Below are 14,115 nucleotides of genomic sequence, written 5' to 3'. Positions count from 1 at the left end.
AAGCGTCAACGAATAGCATCAGTCTTCGCCCCACATTTCATCAGTTTCACGTTTGTGATCCCCCGGCGCAAAGGGACCGGCGTCCCGCGCCATCGCGAGGGACTTAGCCAGACGCTCGCGCATGGGCAAGCTGCCCTTGCGGCTGGCGATCTCTCGCCTAAGCGCTGTCTTCACGGCATCAACCTTGGATGTCTTGGTCAAGCGGATCAGCTCTTCGGTGAGCGTATCGACTTCCGGATCTTTGATGTAAAGCGGCATGATACATATCCTTTCGAGGATATTATAATATCCCGCATTGCATATGCTCGCAATAGTTTCGAGATCTTTCCGGGGAAATCGTCGCGTTGCCCGTTACGTGGCCTTGCAGCGTCTCAGCGGCGCAACTTTAAAACGTCTTGAACTACATCGTAATTAAGCACGGACTCCCGCACAAGCGGGGTCGTGCGAGCATCTGAAAGGTCCATGACATGATGTCACTCCCGGCCATCATCGGCATTTCGGCAGGCGCGGCGGGCGTTGTTGCGTTCAGCCGCAAGAAGCAGCCGCAAAGCCTACTCAAAAAGATCGGCTTCTTTTTTCTCGCTTTCATCGGCACGGTCATCGTCATGCTGGCGGTCAATTTTGCTCTCTTCTACGCGGCCCAGACCTGAAAAGTCCGGGTGGGAGGGGAGCCCGAGGGGAGGGGCAAGGGCTCCCTTCGTTCGGACCTGGGCCGCTCGATGCGGCACGGGTCCGACCTGCGAAAACGGGTATGGGGCCAGTCTGGCAAAACCGGCCCCTAAACATCAGCTTCGATTGCTCGGTTAGCGAACGATCCCAAGTCGCTCGCCGATGCTCGGCCGCGTCGGCGTCCCGCCTTCCTTCGTCAGGGCTATGATGACATCATGGTTCAGCCCGTGAACTTCATAACCCTCTGAGCGGGCCGCATCGATGATCGATTCAAGGCTCCGATACTCTTCAAGAAAGCCGCCAAGCCATAGCGCGCAAGCGTCCGTCGCCTCGTCGGGGAACGCCTGCAGAAAGAACGTGCGCAACGGCGGGTCAAAACCGATTACGGCGCTTTCATCGATCTGAAGGTTTGATTTTACGGTGATAGGATATCGGCTCAATGTCGGTCCTCCTGATTGGGCGCGGGCTTTCCCTCGCATTCGTCGCAAAGGTCTTCTTCCCGTGCGCCTTTCTCGCTTTCCCAGAAGCCGCCACCACAGCGTTTGCTAACACCTTGCGTCATGGTTGCCACCTAGAACCGGAAGTGGGCATAAAGCCCCTGATTGGCTCGGTGACTGGCAAGAGCGTAAGCGCAGGCCTGAGCTACATAATCCGCGTACTGGCCTAGCGGCCAGCCTTCCGAACGGGCGACGATATCGGCGGTCAAGTCCTCGTCGCTTGTGCCAACGTGCATGTTCCCGACGATCCAGCGGAGCTGCGCAACGGGAATACGTGGGTCACGTGGCACCGGCAGCACCGAAATCAGTCCGTTGCGGAGGCTCGCGCCTTCACCAGCTGCGTTTCCCTCTTTCTCGGTCGGAAAATAGGCTTTGACCAGATCGAGGCGCTGCGCCTCGGCGGCACCCATGAACGTGTGCCGTTTGTCCTCGGTCGTATAGAGGCCCCAATCGGCGGCATGGCCGCCGCACATTGGGTCTCGCTTCCCGCACAACTCCATGACGGTAAAAATCTGCTCTGTCATGTCCCAAATCCTCGATGTGTGGGGGAGGATCAAGCGGCGCTGGCGCCGCTGATCTTGCTCAAGACGGTCTTGACCGCATAGCGTCCCGCCTCGTTGAGGTGGCGCTGCCACACGCCCTGCGACGGCGACCAACGAAAGCCATGGGACTTGAGGATACGGCGGGCTTCCTCGTCGGGCTTGCCGGGAAAGATCATCTGAATGCGGGCCATTTCGGTGTTTTCCTTCACCTCAACGGCTCCTGCTTCCGTCTCGACTTCCTCCGACCTGTCGCCGCGCTTCTTCATTGCGGCGAGGCGCGCTAGGCGCTGTTGCATGCGGCGAAGCTCGGCGCGGGTGTTGGTGGTGCAAAAGCCGCGTCGGCTTTGCCACGGCGCAATTGTGATGCCCCGCGCCGCCTGCTCTTCCGGCAAGCCTGTTTCCGACACCACGCGAGCCAATATGTCGGCTTCGCTGGCATGGTCCTTTTCCATCCGGCGAATAGTGGCATTGGCGCGCTTCATCCTGTCGATGGACAAGGCAAGGTCCTCGATGCGCGATGCGATCCGCTGCAACGCTTCGGGGTCGCCGGAGCGGATCGGCTCGCCGTCCGCGCCATGCGGGTATGCCTTGCGCCTGATCGCCTTACGGGCATTTTCCGCATGGGCCGATATATCGGCGCGGCGGGCATCGGAAACCCGCATGCGTTTTTCGTTGCGAGCAACGGGAAAGCGGGCCGGGCCGGTTATCATCCAGTTGGCGCAACGGCTTTCCGCCGCCCAATATTTGCGAGTGACGTCAATATGTCGTCGCGTGAAAGCCTCGATTTCGTGACCGGGAATAGGGGTCGCGGCCTCCGTCCAAAGGTCCATCGCATAGTTGGCAAAATCGTTCAGCCGCTCGGCCAACGCTTCAAGTTCGCGGTCTGCGCGACGTTCGGGCGAGTGAGTGAGCCAACTGAAATTATGCTCTATGTCCTTCGCCGCGATGTTGGCGGCGAAGGTGTCTGCTACGATTTCCAAAACGCGGTCGGCGGCTTCCCGCTCGAAGAATGCAATGGTGATGCTCATTTTTTCACTCCCTCCATGACAGTGGGCATGGTGCGGGTGATCCGCGTTTGCAGGCCGGTCAGAAAACCCGCGAGGATAACCCCCTTCATGGTCGTCTCATCGATTGACGCAAAAACCGGATCAAGCACCGGTTTGCAGACGGTGAACCGCTTGGCGGCGTCCTCAATGGTGATTTGGGGAGGCGTGAAGTGTTCCCCGTTCTCCGCGCCGACAAGAACGATTTTCCCGGCCAATGGCTGCGGGTAGCCATCTGCGATGGTGAAGGATGTTAGTCCGTCCTGTAACCCGTCCTCATCGATGATGAGCACATGGTGGCTATCGAACGGCACCACCTGAACCAGTTCGCATCCAATCAGGGTGTAGGTTTGCGCAAAGGCGCTGCGCGCATTGATCTCGACGGTTTGAATGGTCCCGGCCTCCGGGTCCAGCAGGTAAACGGTTGCTGTTTTGGTCATGTCTAGCCCTTCCATTTCCGCGAAGCGGTCTTCTCATGCCCCTCGTGGGCAGGAGCCCCGCTCCTGCTCCCGAGTTCGCGCGGAGCAGCGGGAGAGAGGGTGGCAAGGGAACAAAACGGAGGGGGTTCGCCCGCCCGGAGGCAAAGACGAAGGGTCGGCGCGCAAGCGGCGATCCTGCACGGAGCGCAAAGCGCGAAGGAAGGACGGGGATACCGTTTTTTCGCTTGCGAGGGAGAGAGGGCAGCGCTCCTCTTTCCCTCATCCAGCAGGCAGGACACCGAAGGTGTCACCGTTGATCTACCCATGCCGAATTGCCCTTCAAGAGGACATCTCAGCGATCGAGGCGATGATGGCGAAAATGGCGGCAAGCGGAATGAAGCCGCCAGGAACAGCGGCGACGTTGATCCAGAACTGATTGCTCGCTTCACGGCTTTCGAACTTGCGCAACTCTTCGTAGGTGTCGAATTGCAGAACGCCAGCGGGATTTGTGTGCTCGAACCGCTCCTTGCGAATGGCATGGAAGGTTCGGTTCGCTCTCAACACCAGCCATACGTACCCGGCCAAAACGATGACTGCTGGAATGAAAATATCCACGACGATGATACTCCAGAAAATAAAAGGGGCCGCCCTGTTTCGAGGCAAAGCGACCCCCTGCCGGCATGGCAGAACGGGCTAGTGTCCTGTCACAACCTGACCTCGGTTTGATGCAATATGGTATCTCGCGATCAAACTGTAAATGCCAATGAATAGTCCAATATGGCGCATGTTGATATTTGTTTCGCGGCCACTGCCGCGATGCGCAAGCGATCGTTACCCGCAGGGCGGAGACGCTTTTTCAGCGGCTTCGTGCCGAAGGCATAGAGCGGGGTCGCGAAGCGATGCGCCAATTTTAATCTGAAACCTCTGTTTAAGGGTTCCTATCATGTAGCCAATTCGGTAACAAAGAATCAGGCTTAGAAATTACAGCGCGGTAAAACCATGGCAGGTCCAACGATAGAAAACTGGGTTGAACAACTCGGCCTACAACTGGTCCAAGATCCTGATCTTGAAAAGCCGGTCTATCGGAAGCCCTACCGCGGCAAAGTCCATCTCAACGCGGAACTGGACGACAAAATCAGCACCAGTATTCGGGAGGCCCGCGATAAACGGTCTTTGTCACGCTCCAAAATCGCTCCCCTGCTTGGCTTGAGTAACGCGGTCTATCATCGGTACGAAACGAGTGTTTCCCGGTTGACCGTCTCCCGGCTTATTCATCTCTGCGAAGTTCTGGACGCTACACCAGAGGAAATCCTCGCCCCTGCCGCTCCGCATCTGTGGGGCGAAAATCAGGAACATTCCCGGCTCCTGCAAAATACGATCTCGGAAATCCGACAGCTCGACACGGAAGCTCTCGAACGGATCTTCAAGCTGGTTGCTTCGATGGAGAAAAAACCGACACCCACGGCGGGCCGCTGAGATAGGGGCGCGGCGCAAGCCGCGCCTCTATTTCGGTCTCATTGGGTTGGCGTTGGATGGGTGCCGCGACCGCAGCGGCGAAGGTTTATCAACACTTGGCAGTCATCGCACAGATCGAAGGAAAAGCCGCCGCAGGCGTCCGAAGGGCAGGGCTGCATGCAGCCCTATGAGATGATGTTCATTGCGGCCGCGCTCGCGCTTGCGGCCGCTCTGCTGTTGCGACGGCTGCTCCGGCCGAAGGCCAAGGAGCGACGTCACCGCCGCAAGCAGGACCAGGCCCGCCGTGTTCTGGCAAAGATCAACACCATTCCGCTGATGCCGCAACGCCTGGCATACCTTCGCAAGATCGATCCCCTGACATTCGAGGAACTGTTGCTCGAGGCTTTTGAGCGGCGGGGCCATGTCGTTCAGCGCAACGCGTCCTACAGCGGTGATGGCGGGCTGGACGGCTCCGTGGTGATCGCGGGAGAGACGTACCTTTTACAGGCAAAGCGCTACGGCAAACACATCAACCGCGCCCATGTGGCGGCCTTCAGCGCTGTCCTTGCTGCAAGGAACTGCAGCGGGATCTTTATCCATACTGGGCGCACCGGCGCCGGCGCGAAAGATGTTGCGACCGCGGACCCGAACCTGACGATCGTCAGTGGTCAACGGTTGCTCGATTTTCTCAACACGGGCGACATCGAGCAATCGAATGGTCTGCACGGCAGAAACTGAAGGTGACGAGTATGGTCCACACCAAGCCATGGCCGAAGGTAGTATTGCGGAATGTAGCGATGGTTCAAGGTGCATCTCCCCACGGCTCTTTTACCATCCGAACAGGTTGAGCCCTCGGTACATCACCTGCTTCTCCACTGATTTATGTGATCTTGGAGAACCGGCTCTCGGCGATCAAACTTCGCCTTATCAAGGCGGATGCTTAGCAGGTAATTTTCGTGATGATTATTGCGGGGTAAAATCGGGAGCTTGGGAGGGAAAGAACCGACGCACGAAACGTGCATTGAAAAAAGCAACAAAAAAACTGCTGTATTAGTGAAAAGTAGTTCATAAAGGCTCATCCATGAACTAAAATGGGTTTGATAATGAACTATAAAATTATGTTTAACCAATTGATATTAATGTGAAATATTAAATTTAAATACATTTTATACGAAAAACTGTATCTAGAGTAGAGGTCATGAGCATGATTAAAAAAACACCATTGGAATTCTTATGGAGCTTGAACCACATGGACTCACTAGTTGAAGCATTCAAAATTGCCCTCACAGTTTCTCCGGATCGCTTAGCCGGTCTTGTCGCATTGAGTGGGATTGCCCTGGCAGGCTTTGCAATTCACGTCATTTACTCAGTCACTAAAAACAAGGACCGGTGATATGATCAACAAGAGCTATCGCTATCAAGACTGGATAAAGCTCCCTACCGCATGGATTGAAAAGGGGGGGCTGATGACATTCAAATGGGCCGCAGGTGAAGGCGCTGACAATACAGCCGCACTTTTGGTTCTGCTGGCCGTAGCACACCGTATCGATGAGACTGGCACAGCCAAAATTACCTACGATGAAATCGAACTAGCTACCTCAATGAGCCGAGCAAAAGTTGCGGCAGGACTATCAGTCCTCGTCAATTTCCACCTGATAGAAAAAGAGCCAGCTGGACAAAGCACCTACCGATTGGCAAATTTTGATCCAGACGCAGGCTGGGCGAAGCTGCCTTGCAAAAGATTATACAACAAGGGCGTTATGCTCGCCTTCAGCGATTTTAAATTGCGTCGTCCCATCGAACTACATGCGCTGAAGCTGTACTTCCTTTTTGCGTCTCGTAGAGATCGTAGGATGAATATGGCAATGATCAATTATAATTCCATTGGCGAGTATACAGGACTCCAACGAAACCACGTTCGCGATGGACTGAGCTTATTGACCGTTCACGGACTCATTCACGTTGATCGTGTACCAAGTTTCGAATCTGACATGGGAAAGGCGAACGCTTATCGCCTGACAGGTCTTGATTCATATGTTCATCGAGGAACAGTAGATATTGCTGAAATTACGAGCGAACATTTATGATATGTCACCAGAGGCAGTTGGGTAGCTACGATGTGAGGAACCAGCGTAATTGACGCTCGTCTGTAGTTTGTCCTCTTCAGCGAAAATCTTGCCGGAAAGCCTTCTTAGAAAAATTTTTTTGAAATAACCTGTTGACATGCCATTCTTTAAGTCGTACAAGTATTAATAATACCACTAATCCGTAATTAGATATTGACACAATCCGTCAGATAGGCTATATTAGTCTTCTGTTACGGATTTTTTTGTTTCCAAAATTGTTCGGCTAACAGCAACCTCCGCCTCAAACGAGACGGGAGATAGGAGAAATATGAAAATTAAGGAATGGGAAGAATGGCAAGAAAACAGTTCAAATACGTAAGCCCTGCAGCAAAAAGGGCGGTCAAAGACCTCCCTGCAGATATTGCAACCGACTTCCTGAACGACTTGAACTTCGTGATGGCTGGGAAAGACCCCAGATCGGCTTTTAAACCTTTGCAGTCAATCGGACCCGGAGTCATCGAGCTAATCGAAAACGGGTCACCGGCATACAGACTGATGTACTGCGCAAAGCACCTAGATACTGTCTACGTGCTACACGCGTTTACGAAGACAACCAACGGTACCGATAGAGCAGCAATGGCTACCGTTGAAAAACGCTACAAGGAAATGATGGCAATCGTCCGAGAAGCGGAAAAAGCGGTGAAAAAGGCCGCCAAAAAATAAAGATAATCGGTGGAGGCGGTTAAGCCGCCTCCATCTCATCTTCATCAACGTGGCAAATTACCTTGTGATCATTGCCCATGGATAGCTTCAACCGGATACCCACTTTCGCTAGGTACCCGATAAGGCGATCCGACGAGAACAGGCTGATCTTTCCGCGCAGGAGTTCGCTAACTCTTGGCTGGGGAATTCCCAAAGCCTCTGAGATTTCAGCTTGCTTCCAGCCTTTGTACTCGAAGATGTCGATCAGCGTCATTAGCGCATCGGACCTGAATTGCAGGTCAGCAGCAAGCGCGGAATCCTCGGTGATCGACTCGAAAATGTTAGTGAATTCGAGCTTTTCTGTCATTTTATTGTCTTTCAAGATATACCGATTTCTGTATAAATAGGTCAAAATGACGGCTCCGTCAAGTTGACATGTCAATTTATGTCGCCCACCGACCCATAGCGGCAAGAACAATCGAGCCAACGTTAATGCCGACGATGATTACAAAAAACCGCATCGTCACTCGCTGCCAGTGCTTTGGCATTTCCTCTGACTTGATCCAGATAAAGACGCCGAGGACAATGAGAAGCATTGTCAAAATGCTCGTCTTCGCCGGAAAGAGGATGGGCGTCGTTGGTGAGCTTTGGTCCGCTAGCGTACAAACATACCGCCATCTCTCTAATTACGCGAACTTAATACAAGCATCGCGTAAACGTCTATATTGCGTTTTGCGGCCGCTTATGTTCCCTATTTGTTCCTTTCGCTCGTGTCTCGTGAAGGGTACTTTAGAATGCTTGCCGGCCTGAAAATCCAAGCGGAGGTTTACGTTCCGCTGATGCTGCACGGGCTTTGTGCCGGCTTCCCCTCTCCTGCAGATGACTACATTGACGAATCCATCGATCTAACGCGGCTGCTGATCCGCAACCCGCCCGCGACCTTCCTCTGGAAGGTTGACGGCAATTCCATGCGGGATGCTGGCATATTCCACGGCGATTTGATCGTTGTGGACAGGAGCGTGACCGCAGTCGATGGCGATATTGTCGTGGCAACGGTCCACGGCGAACGGTCATTGAAGCGTCTGCGCATGAACGGCAATCGACCGCGGCTGCTGTTTGAGAATAGCGATATGCCGTTATTCGACTTACCCGAGATCGCGGAAGTCGAGATCTGGGGCGTCGCCATGTGCAACGTCCACTGGCTCAGACCCAGGAAACGGACATGACTTCCTTTGCGCTGATCGATGGAAATTCGTTCTACTGTTCCTGCGAGCGGGTTTTCGACCCCTCGATAGAAAAGCGACCGGTCATTGTGCTGTCGAATAATGACGGTTGCGCTGTTGCCAGAACGGCCGAGGCAAAAGCTCTTGGCATCGGGATGGGCGAACCCTTCTTCAAAATCCGCGATCTCTGTCGCACCAACAATGTCGCTGTGTATTCCAGCAATTACACGCTCTACGGCGACATGAGCGCACGCCTGAACGCGATCTACCGGCAATGGTCCCCAGATGTCGAAGTCTATTCGATCGATGAAAGCTTTCTCGATTTGACCGACATCAGACCGGCCGACCGGCAAGCATTCGGACGCGATCTGCGATCGACCGTCCAGCGCTGGACCGGGATTCCGACATGCGTTGGCATCGGCCCCACAAAGACGCTCGCCAAATTTGCCAATCACGTTGCGAAAAAGAATCCTGAACTTGGTGGAGTCTGCGACCTGACCGACGCGGCAACGCGGCAAGGCTGGCTTGACCGGATCGAGGTTGGCGAGGTGTGGGGCGTGGGTGCCGCCTCGGAACGCAAGCTCTTTGGCCTCGGCGTAGAAACGGCGGGCGACCTGGCGCGCATAGACGCGCGTTTGGCCCGCAAGCTTTTGAGCGTCGTCGGGGAACGGACAGTGTTGGAATTGCAGGGCTTATCGTGTCTGCCGCTCGAAGACGTGCCCCCGCAACGCAAAGGCTGCGCCGTGACGCGTTCGTTCGGAACGCCGGTCACGGATCTTGCAGGCATGCTGGAAGCTGTTGCGGCCTATGCGACGAGGGCAGGCGAAAAGCTGCGCCGCTACGGCCTTGAGGCCACCCATATGGCAGTCTTCATGCACACGTCGCGCTTTAACGAGAAGGATCAACCCTACTCTGCACAAACGACCGTGCATTTGCCTGAAGCGTCAAACGACACGTTCGATCTGATCCGCATGGCGCAAAGCGGCGCGCGTAAGATTTTCAGGGACGGCCATCGCTACGCGAAAGCCGGCATCATTATGAATGATCTTGTTCCAGCGCGGTCGCAACAGCGCCCGCTCTTTGACGCCCGCGATCGCGACCGGTCCGACCGGCTTATGATCGCCCTCGATGCGGTGAACACAAAATTTGGACGTGGCGCGCTCATTCCTGCCTCGGCCGGCATCAAGCGGGAGTGGCAAACGAAGTTCGACCGTCGGTCGCCCCGTTACACAACCAACATCAAGGAGCTGCCAATAGCGATGGCAAGATAGATCATGACCAGGAACGTTAGCCCCGAAATTTTCGCTAAGCTTCAGGAGCGGATAGACCAGATTGCAGGCGGAGCAGCCAAACAGCGACCGCGTTTGCCGTTCGGTGTCGAAGATATCGATAGCCGCATTCCGGGTGGTGGTCTGGCCTACGGCTGCACCCATGAAATTGCAGGGGGTGGAAGTGACGCGGTCTCTGGGGCCGTGTCTTCGCTGTTTGCGGCCGGTATCGCTGCGCGGACGAAAGGCCCTGTTATCTGGTGCCTATCCCGAACAGACCTGTTCGCGCCGGGCCTTCGGCAGGCTGGCCTTGACCTCAATCGTGTCATATTCGTCGAGTGCACGACCGAAGAGGCGATCTTGGAATGCGCGGAAGAAGCCTTACGCTTTGGGGGCCTTGGGGCGGTGATTGCCGAGACGGTGCGCTTGCCGATGGTTGCTTCCCGCCGCCTTCAGCTAGCGGCTGAACAGTCAGGCACGATGGGCCTAATCGTTCGGCGCTGGCGCCGACAATCTGAGGCAACCGATTATGGGCAGCCGACAGCATCGGTCACGCGCTGGCGCGTGTCCTCGATGCCATCCGAACCGCTTCCGGTTCCAGGCGTCGGGAGACCGCGATGGATGATTGAGCTTATGCGTTCGCGGGCAGGCGAGGCCTTTGATGTCGAGGTAGCAGCATGCGACGCTCAAGGGCGTCTGGCGAGCCTCCGTGAGGAACGTCTGGATGGTCCCATCGCCGCACCGACGCGGGATGGTGTTCTAATTCCAGCTACGGTACGGCGCCGAATTAGGTAAAGTTGTTCCAACCACCGGTTCGATGGAGATTGTTCATCCCCTTACGTAAACCAGCGACCGTTTTGCAGCGCAAGATCGGGGACAGCCGAAAGTTGTCATTTTCGGCAGAGTATTTAAAAGTAACTGAATGACTTGCCGGGGAGCTGGAGACGAGATGCAAAGCAATTACATCGCGAAGGGGGCCTTCGTTCTGATGGCAGGGTGGAGCTTTTATTCGCCAGCGTCCGCGGGCGGACTGGAACGTGGCGGATACAATATCGACCTTCTGTTTGAGAGGTCCCCCTATGCCGCCGAAACGACGGCAACCTACGTCATGCCGCAGCGAAAGTTGAAGAACGCGCAAGACACCATCACCGGACCGGACGGCAATCTCAGCACAACGCCCGGCTATTCCTATTCCAGCACCGCTGACGACAGCGAGAGCTATTGGTCGCCGCGGATCGGAATCAAGGCGGGTATCGGCGAAGCCACTGACTGCATGTTTGATTATTCGCAACCCTATGGCGCGCATACCAATCCCGGAGGCCGATGGGCCGGCGCCAACGACAATATAGAGACGAAGGTTGACAGCGAGAACTACGCAGCCACATGTTCCTACCGTTTCGATGCTGGCCCGGGCCAGCTTCGCCTGATCGGCGGCGCGAATTATCTCCGCATGGATGGCTTCAAGGAAAGCCTGTTGATCGCCCCTGAAGCGCTTGGCTTTGCGTTCAGCGGTGTTGGTCGTCTGGACCTGGAAGGCGACGGTTGGGGCTGGCGTGCCGGCGCGGCTTACGAGATTCCGGAATACGCATTCCGCGCGAGCCTGATGTATTATAGTCAGGTGAAGCTCGACAAGGTCACCGGTAAGGTCGATCTGACGCAGGTCCCGGTCGGGAGCGTCTACGCCGGTACTGTCGTGCCGGTTGAGGGCTCGACGGCTACGCCGGATGCGTTCGAGCTGAAGCTCCAGTCGGGTATTGCGCCGGACTGGCTTGCCTTCGGTTCGGTCAAGTGGACCGACTGGAGCCAGCTGCAGCGCATCCCGTTCTACAACAACGGTTTTGAAATCACCTCGCTCGATCTCGGCTATCGCGATGGGTGGACGATCACCGGCGGTATCGGCCACAAGTTCAACGAACAGTGGAGTGGAGCCCTGAGCGTCACCTGGGATCGCGGCACGTCGCCAGAGTTCGGAACGCAGAGCGATACCTGGTTGTTCAGCGCCGGCGTTTCTTATGCGCTGACCAAGCACGTCGAGATTCGTCTTGGCGGCGTGCTCGGGATCCTGACGGGTGGCGAGTCCAGCGCATCGTCCATCGACGGCATCCCCGTAGGCGACAAAGCCAGTTACGAATACGACAGTGACCTGGTTTCAGCACTTTCTACGTCCTTGAAGGTAAAGTTCTAAAAATACTTACCAGTCGGCAAGAGCCCGGTTCGAGTCGGGCTTTTTTGTTAATGGTGCTCCTTAATCAAGCGCCAAAGAAAGCCGCCCTATTCAGGCGGCTCAGCGAGAACCATCGCTTCGTACGCAGCTTCTTCTTCGGCAAGCAGGCGCTCGGCGGCGGCAAGCTCCTTGAGGATCCACTGGCGCTCGTCCTGATACACGGCGTTACGCAGCTCGGCGCGCAGTTCTTGGATGTGGTCGTAAGTGGTCATCGTCGGCTCCTTTGAATGAAAACAAGGGTGCGAGACCGATAAGGGAGGGCTTGGGTCAATGACCGCCTAAGGCGGCCTACGGGGCGTGGGGGAGCCGATTTCGTTGCGCAGCGGCGAAATTGGGGGAACCACGCATCATTGACGCAAGCTCTCCCGTTCGGTTCAATCGGCTCATGTTGAGAGAGAAAATACCTCTCCGTATTCCACCCTCTTTTATCTTACGGTCCATGACCGGCCAGCGGCGTTCCGGCCGCGCAAAAACAGCGGTTCAGTCGAATAGAATGTTCGCATGAACCGTCAGCACGATGGGCGGACCATTATCGCCATCACAGATCAGAAGGGGACGAAATGAAATTGAGGGTTTTTATCATCGCAGGTGCCGTTCTGATGGGAGTTGTCCTGCTCGCTACTTACGAAATGCAGAGGCCGGTCGAAGGCAGCCCGACGCTAAGGCCGAACGAACCGCCATCGCCCTCAAGCCCTGCGGCTCCTCCAACTCCACATAGCTAGGAGCGAAGCCATTGGTTCTGACAACTGAAACCGGTTTTGGATTGCAATCCTGATGACCACCGACCATATGTTCCGTAGCTGATGCGCGGTGCTCCTCCCAGGATCGCCTTCAGCTGTTCCCCTCTGGAGGTTGATGACCTTCATACCTCAAGGGCCGCGGTTCTCCGTTGGCCCTTTTTTTTCTACGCGTTTTGTGGGCGCGCTATCCGCACTTGGCTGAAACAACCCGTCCGGTCTGCGGATCGCTTTCGATGGTGACGCGGTCCTCTCTGAAATCGTGCGTTACCATCATTCCCGGCTCGATCCGGCGAAGGCTCTTAGCCTTCGTCAGGAGTAGAACCTCTTCGTCGGTGGGTTTTTGCCCGACGAGCTTCTGTGCAGCGTCCGTGTTGCAAACGACTTGCGAGGAGGGCGGCGTAGCCGTCTCGCTGCTGCAAGCCGCCAATGTTGGCAGCAATCCGATAATCACAAGTGGTCCGTATAATTTTCGCATGCGAGTTTCCTCCGGTATTGCAGCGTTCGGTAAATGGCTTCCCACGGCCGCCTACAGGGAATTGACGATCGGCATCTTCGTGTCCGTCCCATCGTAACGCGAAGAGTTTACTTCGCGCCCGACGCGATGAAACACGAGCTGGTCATCAATCTGGCGATCAGCCAGCAGCGACTTAGCATCCTTTCCCTGAATGTCCGGATTGAGCCAAGCGTCATATGACGTAGGATCCAAGATCAGCGGCATTCTCGTGTGAATGTGAGCGATATGGCGGACCGCTGGCGCGGTGATGATCGTGCAACTGGTAATGCCAAGCTTATCGTTATACGCCCACAGGCCTGCGAACGAAAAAGGCTCGCCAGCGGGCAACTGCAATAGCCACGGATCTTTCTTTCCGTCCTCGGCATTCGTTGTCCATTCAAAATAGCCGTCGGCGGGGATCAAACACCGCCTCGATTTGAACGGTTCTCGAAACGCACCCGATTTATCAACTGTCTCGATGCGAGCATTGAACATCACTGCCTTTGGAAGCTCTTTTGCGAAAAAAGGCACGAGCCACCACCTACCATAGTTGATCTCCAGCTCGCCGGACTTGCTCTTATGTGCGAAGTGGACATCTTGGGTAGGCGCTATGTTGTACCGGGGCTGCATGTTCGACGCCGGGGGATCGGCTTGATGAATGCTGTAAAGGGCATGGATCTCGGCCCAAGTCATGATGTTCGTAAAACGCCCGCACATAGGGCCTCCCTTATCTACCGAGTTTCGATCGACAGCTCTTTGAAACTGTCCACGATG

The 14,115-nt window shown here is 55.6% G+C and carries 21 protein-coding genes; 10 read left to right on the top strand and 11 right to left on the bottom strand.

Annotation, left to right across the window (positions count from 1 at the left end; all coding sequences use genetic code 11):
- Positions 1 to 18: 18 nt before the first annotated feature.
- Positions 19 to 258, bottom strand: coding sequence for a type II toxin-antitoxin system VapB family antitoxin (locus RRU01S_RS22975; RefSeq protein WP_012653071.1), 240 nt, complete (start codon positions 256 to 258; stop codon positions 19 to 21).
- 209 nt (positions 259 to 467) lie between these two features.
- Here RRU01S_RS22975 and RRU01S_RS22970 point away from each other — a divergent pair, with 209 nt between their 5' ends.
- Positions 468 to 650, top strand: a complete 183-nt coding sequence (locus RRU01S_RS22970; RefSeq protein WP_045232550.1) for a hypothetical protein — start codon at positions 468 to 470, stop codon at positions 648 to 650.
- Positions 651 to 803: 153 nt separating this feature from the next.
- Here the strand turns inward: RRU01S_RS22970 and RRU01S_RS22965 are convergent, their stop codons facing one another.
- The 6 genes from RRU01S_RS22965 to RRU01S_RS26280 all read right to left on the bottom strand — a co-directional run bounded on the left by RRU01S_RS22965 (position 804) and on the right by RRU01S_RS26280 (position 3,785).
- Positions 804 to 1,109: a hypothetical protein gene (locus tag RRU01S_RS22965; protein WP_045232549.1), complete on the bottom strand. Its 306-nt coding sequence runs from the start codon at positions 1,107 to 1,109 to the stop codon at positions 804 to 806.
- Positions 1,106 to 1,231 carry a hypothetical protein gene (locus RRU01S_RS26720; protein WP_268823162.1) on the bottom strand — a complete coding sequence of 42 codons (126 nt, stop codon included), beginning with the start codon at positions 1,229 to 1,231 and terminating at the stop codon, positions 1,106 to 1,108. Before RRU01S_RS26720 ends, RRU01S_RS22965 begins: the two co-directional genes overlap by 4 nt.
- A gap of 9 nt (positions 1,232 to 1,240) precedes the next feature.
- Complete coding sequence (locus RRU01S_RS22960) at positions 1,241 to 1,690, bottom strand: hypothetical protein (RefSeq protein WP_081880173.1); 450 nt, start codon at positions 1,688 to 1,690, stop codon at positions 1,241 to 1,243.
- A gap of 29 nt (positions 1,691 to 1,719) precedes the next feature.
- Positions 1,720 to 2,736: a DUF8626 domain-containing protein gene (locus RRU01S_RS22955; protein WP_234936241.1), complete on the bottom strand. Its 1,017-nt coding sequence runs from the start codon at positions 2,734 to 2,736 to the stop codon at positions 1,720 to 1,722.
- Positions 2,733 to 3,191, bottom strand: a complete 459-nt coding sequence (locus RRU01S_RS22950) for a DUF3846 domain-containing protein (RefSeq protein WP_045232547.1) — start codon at positions 3,189 to 3,191, stop codon at positions 2,733 to 2,735. The genes RRU01S_RS22955 and RRU01S_RS22950 overlap by 4 nt, the downstream gene beginning before the upstream one ends.
- A gap of 318 nt (positions 3,192 to 3,509) precedes the next feature.
- Positions 3,510 to 3,785 (bottom strand): hypothetical protein, encoded by a 276-nt coding sequence (locus tag RRU01S_RS26280; protein WP_045232546.1) that lies wholly within the window; start codon positions 3,783 to 3,785, stop codon positions 3,510 to 3,512.
- Between the two features lie 384 nt (positions 3,786 to 4,169).
- Between RRU01S_RS26280 and RRU01S_RS22940 the strand changes: the two genes are divergently transcribed.
- The 5 genes from RRU01S_RS22940 (at position 4,170) to RRU01S_RS22920 (ending at position 7,414) form a co-directional block, all read left to right on the top strand.
- The gene (locus RRU01S_RS22940) at positions 4,170 to 4,646 is read left to right on the top strand and encodes a helix-turn-helix domain-containing protein (protein WP_045232545.1); all 477 of its coding nucleotides are present in this window, start codon (positions 4,170 to 4,172) and stop codon (positions 4,644 to 4,646) included.
- A gap of 156 nt (positions 4,647 to 4,802) precedes the next feature.
- Positions 4,803 to 5,363 (top strand): restriction endonuclease, encoded by a 561-nt coding sequence (locus tag RRU01S_RS22935; protein ID WP_045232565.1) that lies wholly within the window; start codon positions 4,803 to 4,805, stop codon positions 5,361 to 5,363.
- Between the two features lie 460 nt (positions 5,364 to 5,823).
- A complete protein-coding gene (locus RRU01S_RS22930) occupies positions 5,824 to 6,018 on the top strand; it encodes a hypothetical protein (protein WP_045232544.1) in 195 nt (64 codons plus the stop codon).
- Between the two features lies 1 nt (position 6,019).
- The gene (locus tag RRU01S_RS22925) at positions 6,020 to 6,712 is read left to right on the top strand and encodes a hypothetical protein (protein WP_045232543.1); all 693 of its coding nucleotides are present in this window, start codon (positions 6,020 to 6,022) and stop codon (positions 6,710 to 6,712) included.
- A gap of 330 nt (positions 6,713 to 7,042) precedes the next feature.
- Positions 7,043 to 7,414, top strand: a complete 372-nt coding sequence (locus tag RRU01S_RS22920; RefSeq protein WP_045232542.1) for a type II toxin-antitoxin system RelE/ParE family toxin — start codon at positions 7,043 to 7,045, stop codon at positions 7,412 to 7,414.
- Positions 7,415 to 7,433: 19 nt separating this feature from the next.
- On the opposite strand, the gene RRU01S_RS22915 is transcribed toward RRU01S_RS22920, so the two are convergent.
- Positions 7,434 to 7,760: a helix-turn-helix domain-containing protein gene (locus tag RRU01S_RS22915; protein ID WP_045232564.1), complete on the bottom strand. Its 327-nt coding sequence runs from the start codon at positions 7,758 to 7,760 to the stop codon at positions 7,434 to 7,436.
- Between the two features lie 427 nt (positions 7,761 to 8,187).
- Here RRU01S_RS22915 and RRU01S_RS22910 point away from each other — a divergent pair, with 427 nt between their 5' ends.
- The 4 genes from RRU01S_RS22910 to RRU01S_RS22895 all read left to right on the top strand — a co-directional run bounded on the left by RRU01S_RS22910 (position 8,188) and on the right by RRU01S_RS22895 (position 12,069).
- Positions 8,188 to 8,619 carry a LexA family protein gene (locus tag RRU01S_RS22910; RefSeq protein ID WP_045232541.1) on the top strand — a complete coding sequence of 144 codons (432 nt, stop codon included), beginning with the start codon at positions 8,188 to 8,190 and terminating at the stop codon, positions 8,617 to 8,619.
- Positions 8,616 to 9,887: a Y-family DNA polymerase gene (locus RRU01S_RS22905; protein WP_045232540.1), complete on the top strand. Its 1,272-nt coding sequence runs from the start codon at positions 8,616 to 8,618 to the stop codon at positions 9,885 to 9,887. The genes RRU01S_RS22910 and RRU01S_RS22905 overlap by 4 nt, the downstream gene beginning before the upstream one ends.
- Before the next feature lie 3 nt (positions 9,888 to 9,890).
- Entirely contained in the window at positions 9,891 to 10,679 is a 789-nt protein-coding gene (locus tag RRU01S_RS22900; RefSeq protein ID WP_045232539.1) for an ImuA family protein, read from the top strand.
- A 154-nt stretch (positions 10,680 to 10,833) separates the two neighbouring features.
- Entirely contained in the window at positions 10,834 to 12,069 is a 1,236-nt protein-coding gene (locus tag RRU01S_RS22895) for an OmpP1/FadL family transporter (protein WP_045232538.1), read from the top strand.
- Between the two features lie 86 nt (positions 12,070 to 12,155).
- Here the strand turns inward: RRU01S_RS22895 and RRU01S_RS26275 are convergent, their stop codons facing one another.
- The 3 genes from RRU01S_RS26275 to RRU01S_RS22885 form a co-directional block, all read right to left on the bottom strand.
- The gene (locus RRU01S_RS26275; RefSeq protein ID WP_165572267.1) at positions 12,156 to 12,320 is read right to left on the bottom strand and encodes a hypothetical protein; all 165 of its coding nucleotides are present in this window, start codon (positions 12,318 to 12,320) and stop codon (positions 12,156 to 12,158) included.
- Between the two features lie 712 nt (positions 12,321 to 13,032).
- Positions 13,033 to 13,323 carry an I78 family peptidase inhibitor gene (locus RRU01S_RS22890; protein ID WP_052816223.1) on the bottom strand — a complete coding sequence of 97 codons (291 nt, stop codon included), beginning with the start codon at positions 13,321 to 13,323 and terminating at the stop codon, positions 13,033 to 13,035.
- A 51-nt stretch (positions 13,324 to 13,374) separates the two neighbouring features.
- Positions 13,375 to 14,058 carry an SOS response-associated peptidase gene (locus RRU01S_RS22885; protein ID WP_045232537.1) on the bottom strand — a complete coding sequence of 228 codons (684 nt, stop codon included), beginning with the start codon at positions 14,056 to 14,058 and terminating at the stop codon, positions 13,375 to 13,377.
- Positions 14,059 to 14,115 lie beyond the last annotated feature (57 nt).

Source organism: Agrobacterium rubi TR3 = NBRC 13261, from assembly GCF_000739935.1.
Taxonomy (GTDB): domain Bacteria; phylum Pseudomonadota; class Alphaproteobacteria; order Rhizobiales; family Rhizobiaceae; genus Agrobacterium; species Agrobacterium rubi.
Note: the sequence above shows the minus strand (reverse complement) of the source record. Positions and strands in the feature narration are given on the sequence as shown.

What these genes read in the sequence shown, in the direction of transcription:
- RRU01S_RS22975 (WP_012653071.1), bottom strand. Translation starts at nt 258, where the DNA reads ATGCCGCTTTACATCAAAGATCCGGAAGTCGATACGCTCACCGAAGAG.
- RRU01S_RS22970 (WP_045232550.1), top strand. Translation starts at nt 468, where the DNA reads ATGATGTCACTCCCGGCCATCATCGGCATTTCGGCAGGCGCGGCGGGC.
- RRU01S_RS26720 (WP_268823162.1), bottom strand. Translation starts at nt 1,231, where the DNA reads ATGACGCAAGGTGTTAGCAAACGCTGTGGTGGCGGCTTCTGGGAAAGC.
- RRU01S_RS22960 (WP_081880173.1), bottom strand. Translation starts at nt 1,690, where the DNA reads ATGACAGAGCAGATTTTTACCGTCATGGAGTTGTGCGGGAAGCGAGAC.
- RRU01S_RS22955 (WP_234936241.1), bottom strand. Translation starts at nt 2,736, where the DNA reads ATGAGCATCACCATTGCATTCTTCGAGCGGGAAGCCGCCGACCGCGTT.
- RRU01S_RS22950 (WP_045232547.1), bottom strand. Translation starts at nt 3,191, where the DNA reads ATGACCAAAACAGCAACCGTTTACCTGCTGGACCCGGAGGCCGGGACC.
- RRU01S_RS22940 (WP_045232545.1), top strand. Translation starts at nt 4,170, where the DNA reads ATGGCAGGTCCAACGATAGAAAACTGGGTTGAACAACTCGGCCTACAA.
- RRU01S_RS22935 (WP_045232565.1), top strand. Translation starts at nt 4,803, where the DNA reads ATGCAGCCCTATGAGATGATGTTCATTGCGGCCGCGCTCGCGCTTGCG.
- RRU01S_RS22930 (WP_045232544.1), top strand. Translation starts at nt 5,824, where the DNA reads ATGAGCATGATTAAAAAAACACCATTGGAATTCTTATGGAGCTTGAAC.
- RRU01S_RS22925 (WP_045232543.1), top strand. Translation starts at nt 6,020, where the DNA reads ATGATCAACAAGAGCTATCGCTATCAAGACTGGATAAAGCTCCCTACC.
- RRU01S_RS22920 (WP_045232542.1), top strand. Translation starts at nt 7,043, where the DNA reads ATGGCAAGAAAACAGTTCAAATACGTAAGCCCTGCAGCAAAAAGGGCG.
- RRU01S_RS22915 (WP_045232564.1), bottom strand. Translation starts at nt 7,760, where the DNA reads ATGACAGAAAAGCTCGAATTCACTAACATTTTCGAGTCGATCACCGAG.
- RRU01S_RS22910 (WP_045232541.1), top strand. Translation starts at nt 8,188, where the DNA reads ATGCTTGCCGGCCTGAAAATCCAAGCGGAGGTTTACGTTCCGCTGATG.
- RRU01S_RS22905 (WP_045232540.1), top strand. Translation starts at nt 8,616, where the DNA reads ATGACTTCCTTTGCGCTGATCGATGGAAATTCGTTCTACTGTTCCTGC.
- RRU01S_RS22900 (WP_045232539.1), top strand. Translation starts at nt 9,891, where the DNA reads ATGACCAGGAACGTTAGCCCCGAAATTTTCGCTAAGCTTCAGGAGCGG.
- RRU01S_RS22895 (WP_045232538.1), top strand. Translation starts at nt 10,834, where the DNA reads ATGCAAAGCAATTACATCGCGAAGGGGGCCTTCGTTCTGATGGCAGGG.
- RRU01S_RS26275 (WP_165572267.1), bottom strand. Translation starts at nt 12,320, where the DNA reads ATGACCACTTACGACCACATCCAAGAACTGCGCGCCGAGCTGCGTAAC.
- RRU01S_RS22890 (WP_052816223.1), bottom strand. Translation starts at nt 13,323, where the DNA reads ATGCGAAAATTATACGGACCACTTGTGATTATCGGATTGCTGCCAACA.
- RRU01S_RS22885 (WP_045232537.1), bottom strand. Translation starts at nt 14,058, where the DNA reads ATGTGCGGGCGTTTTACGAACATCATGACTTGGGCCGAGATCCATGCC.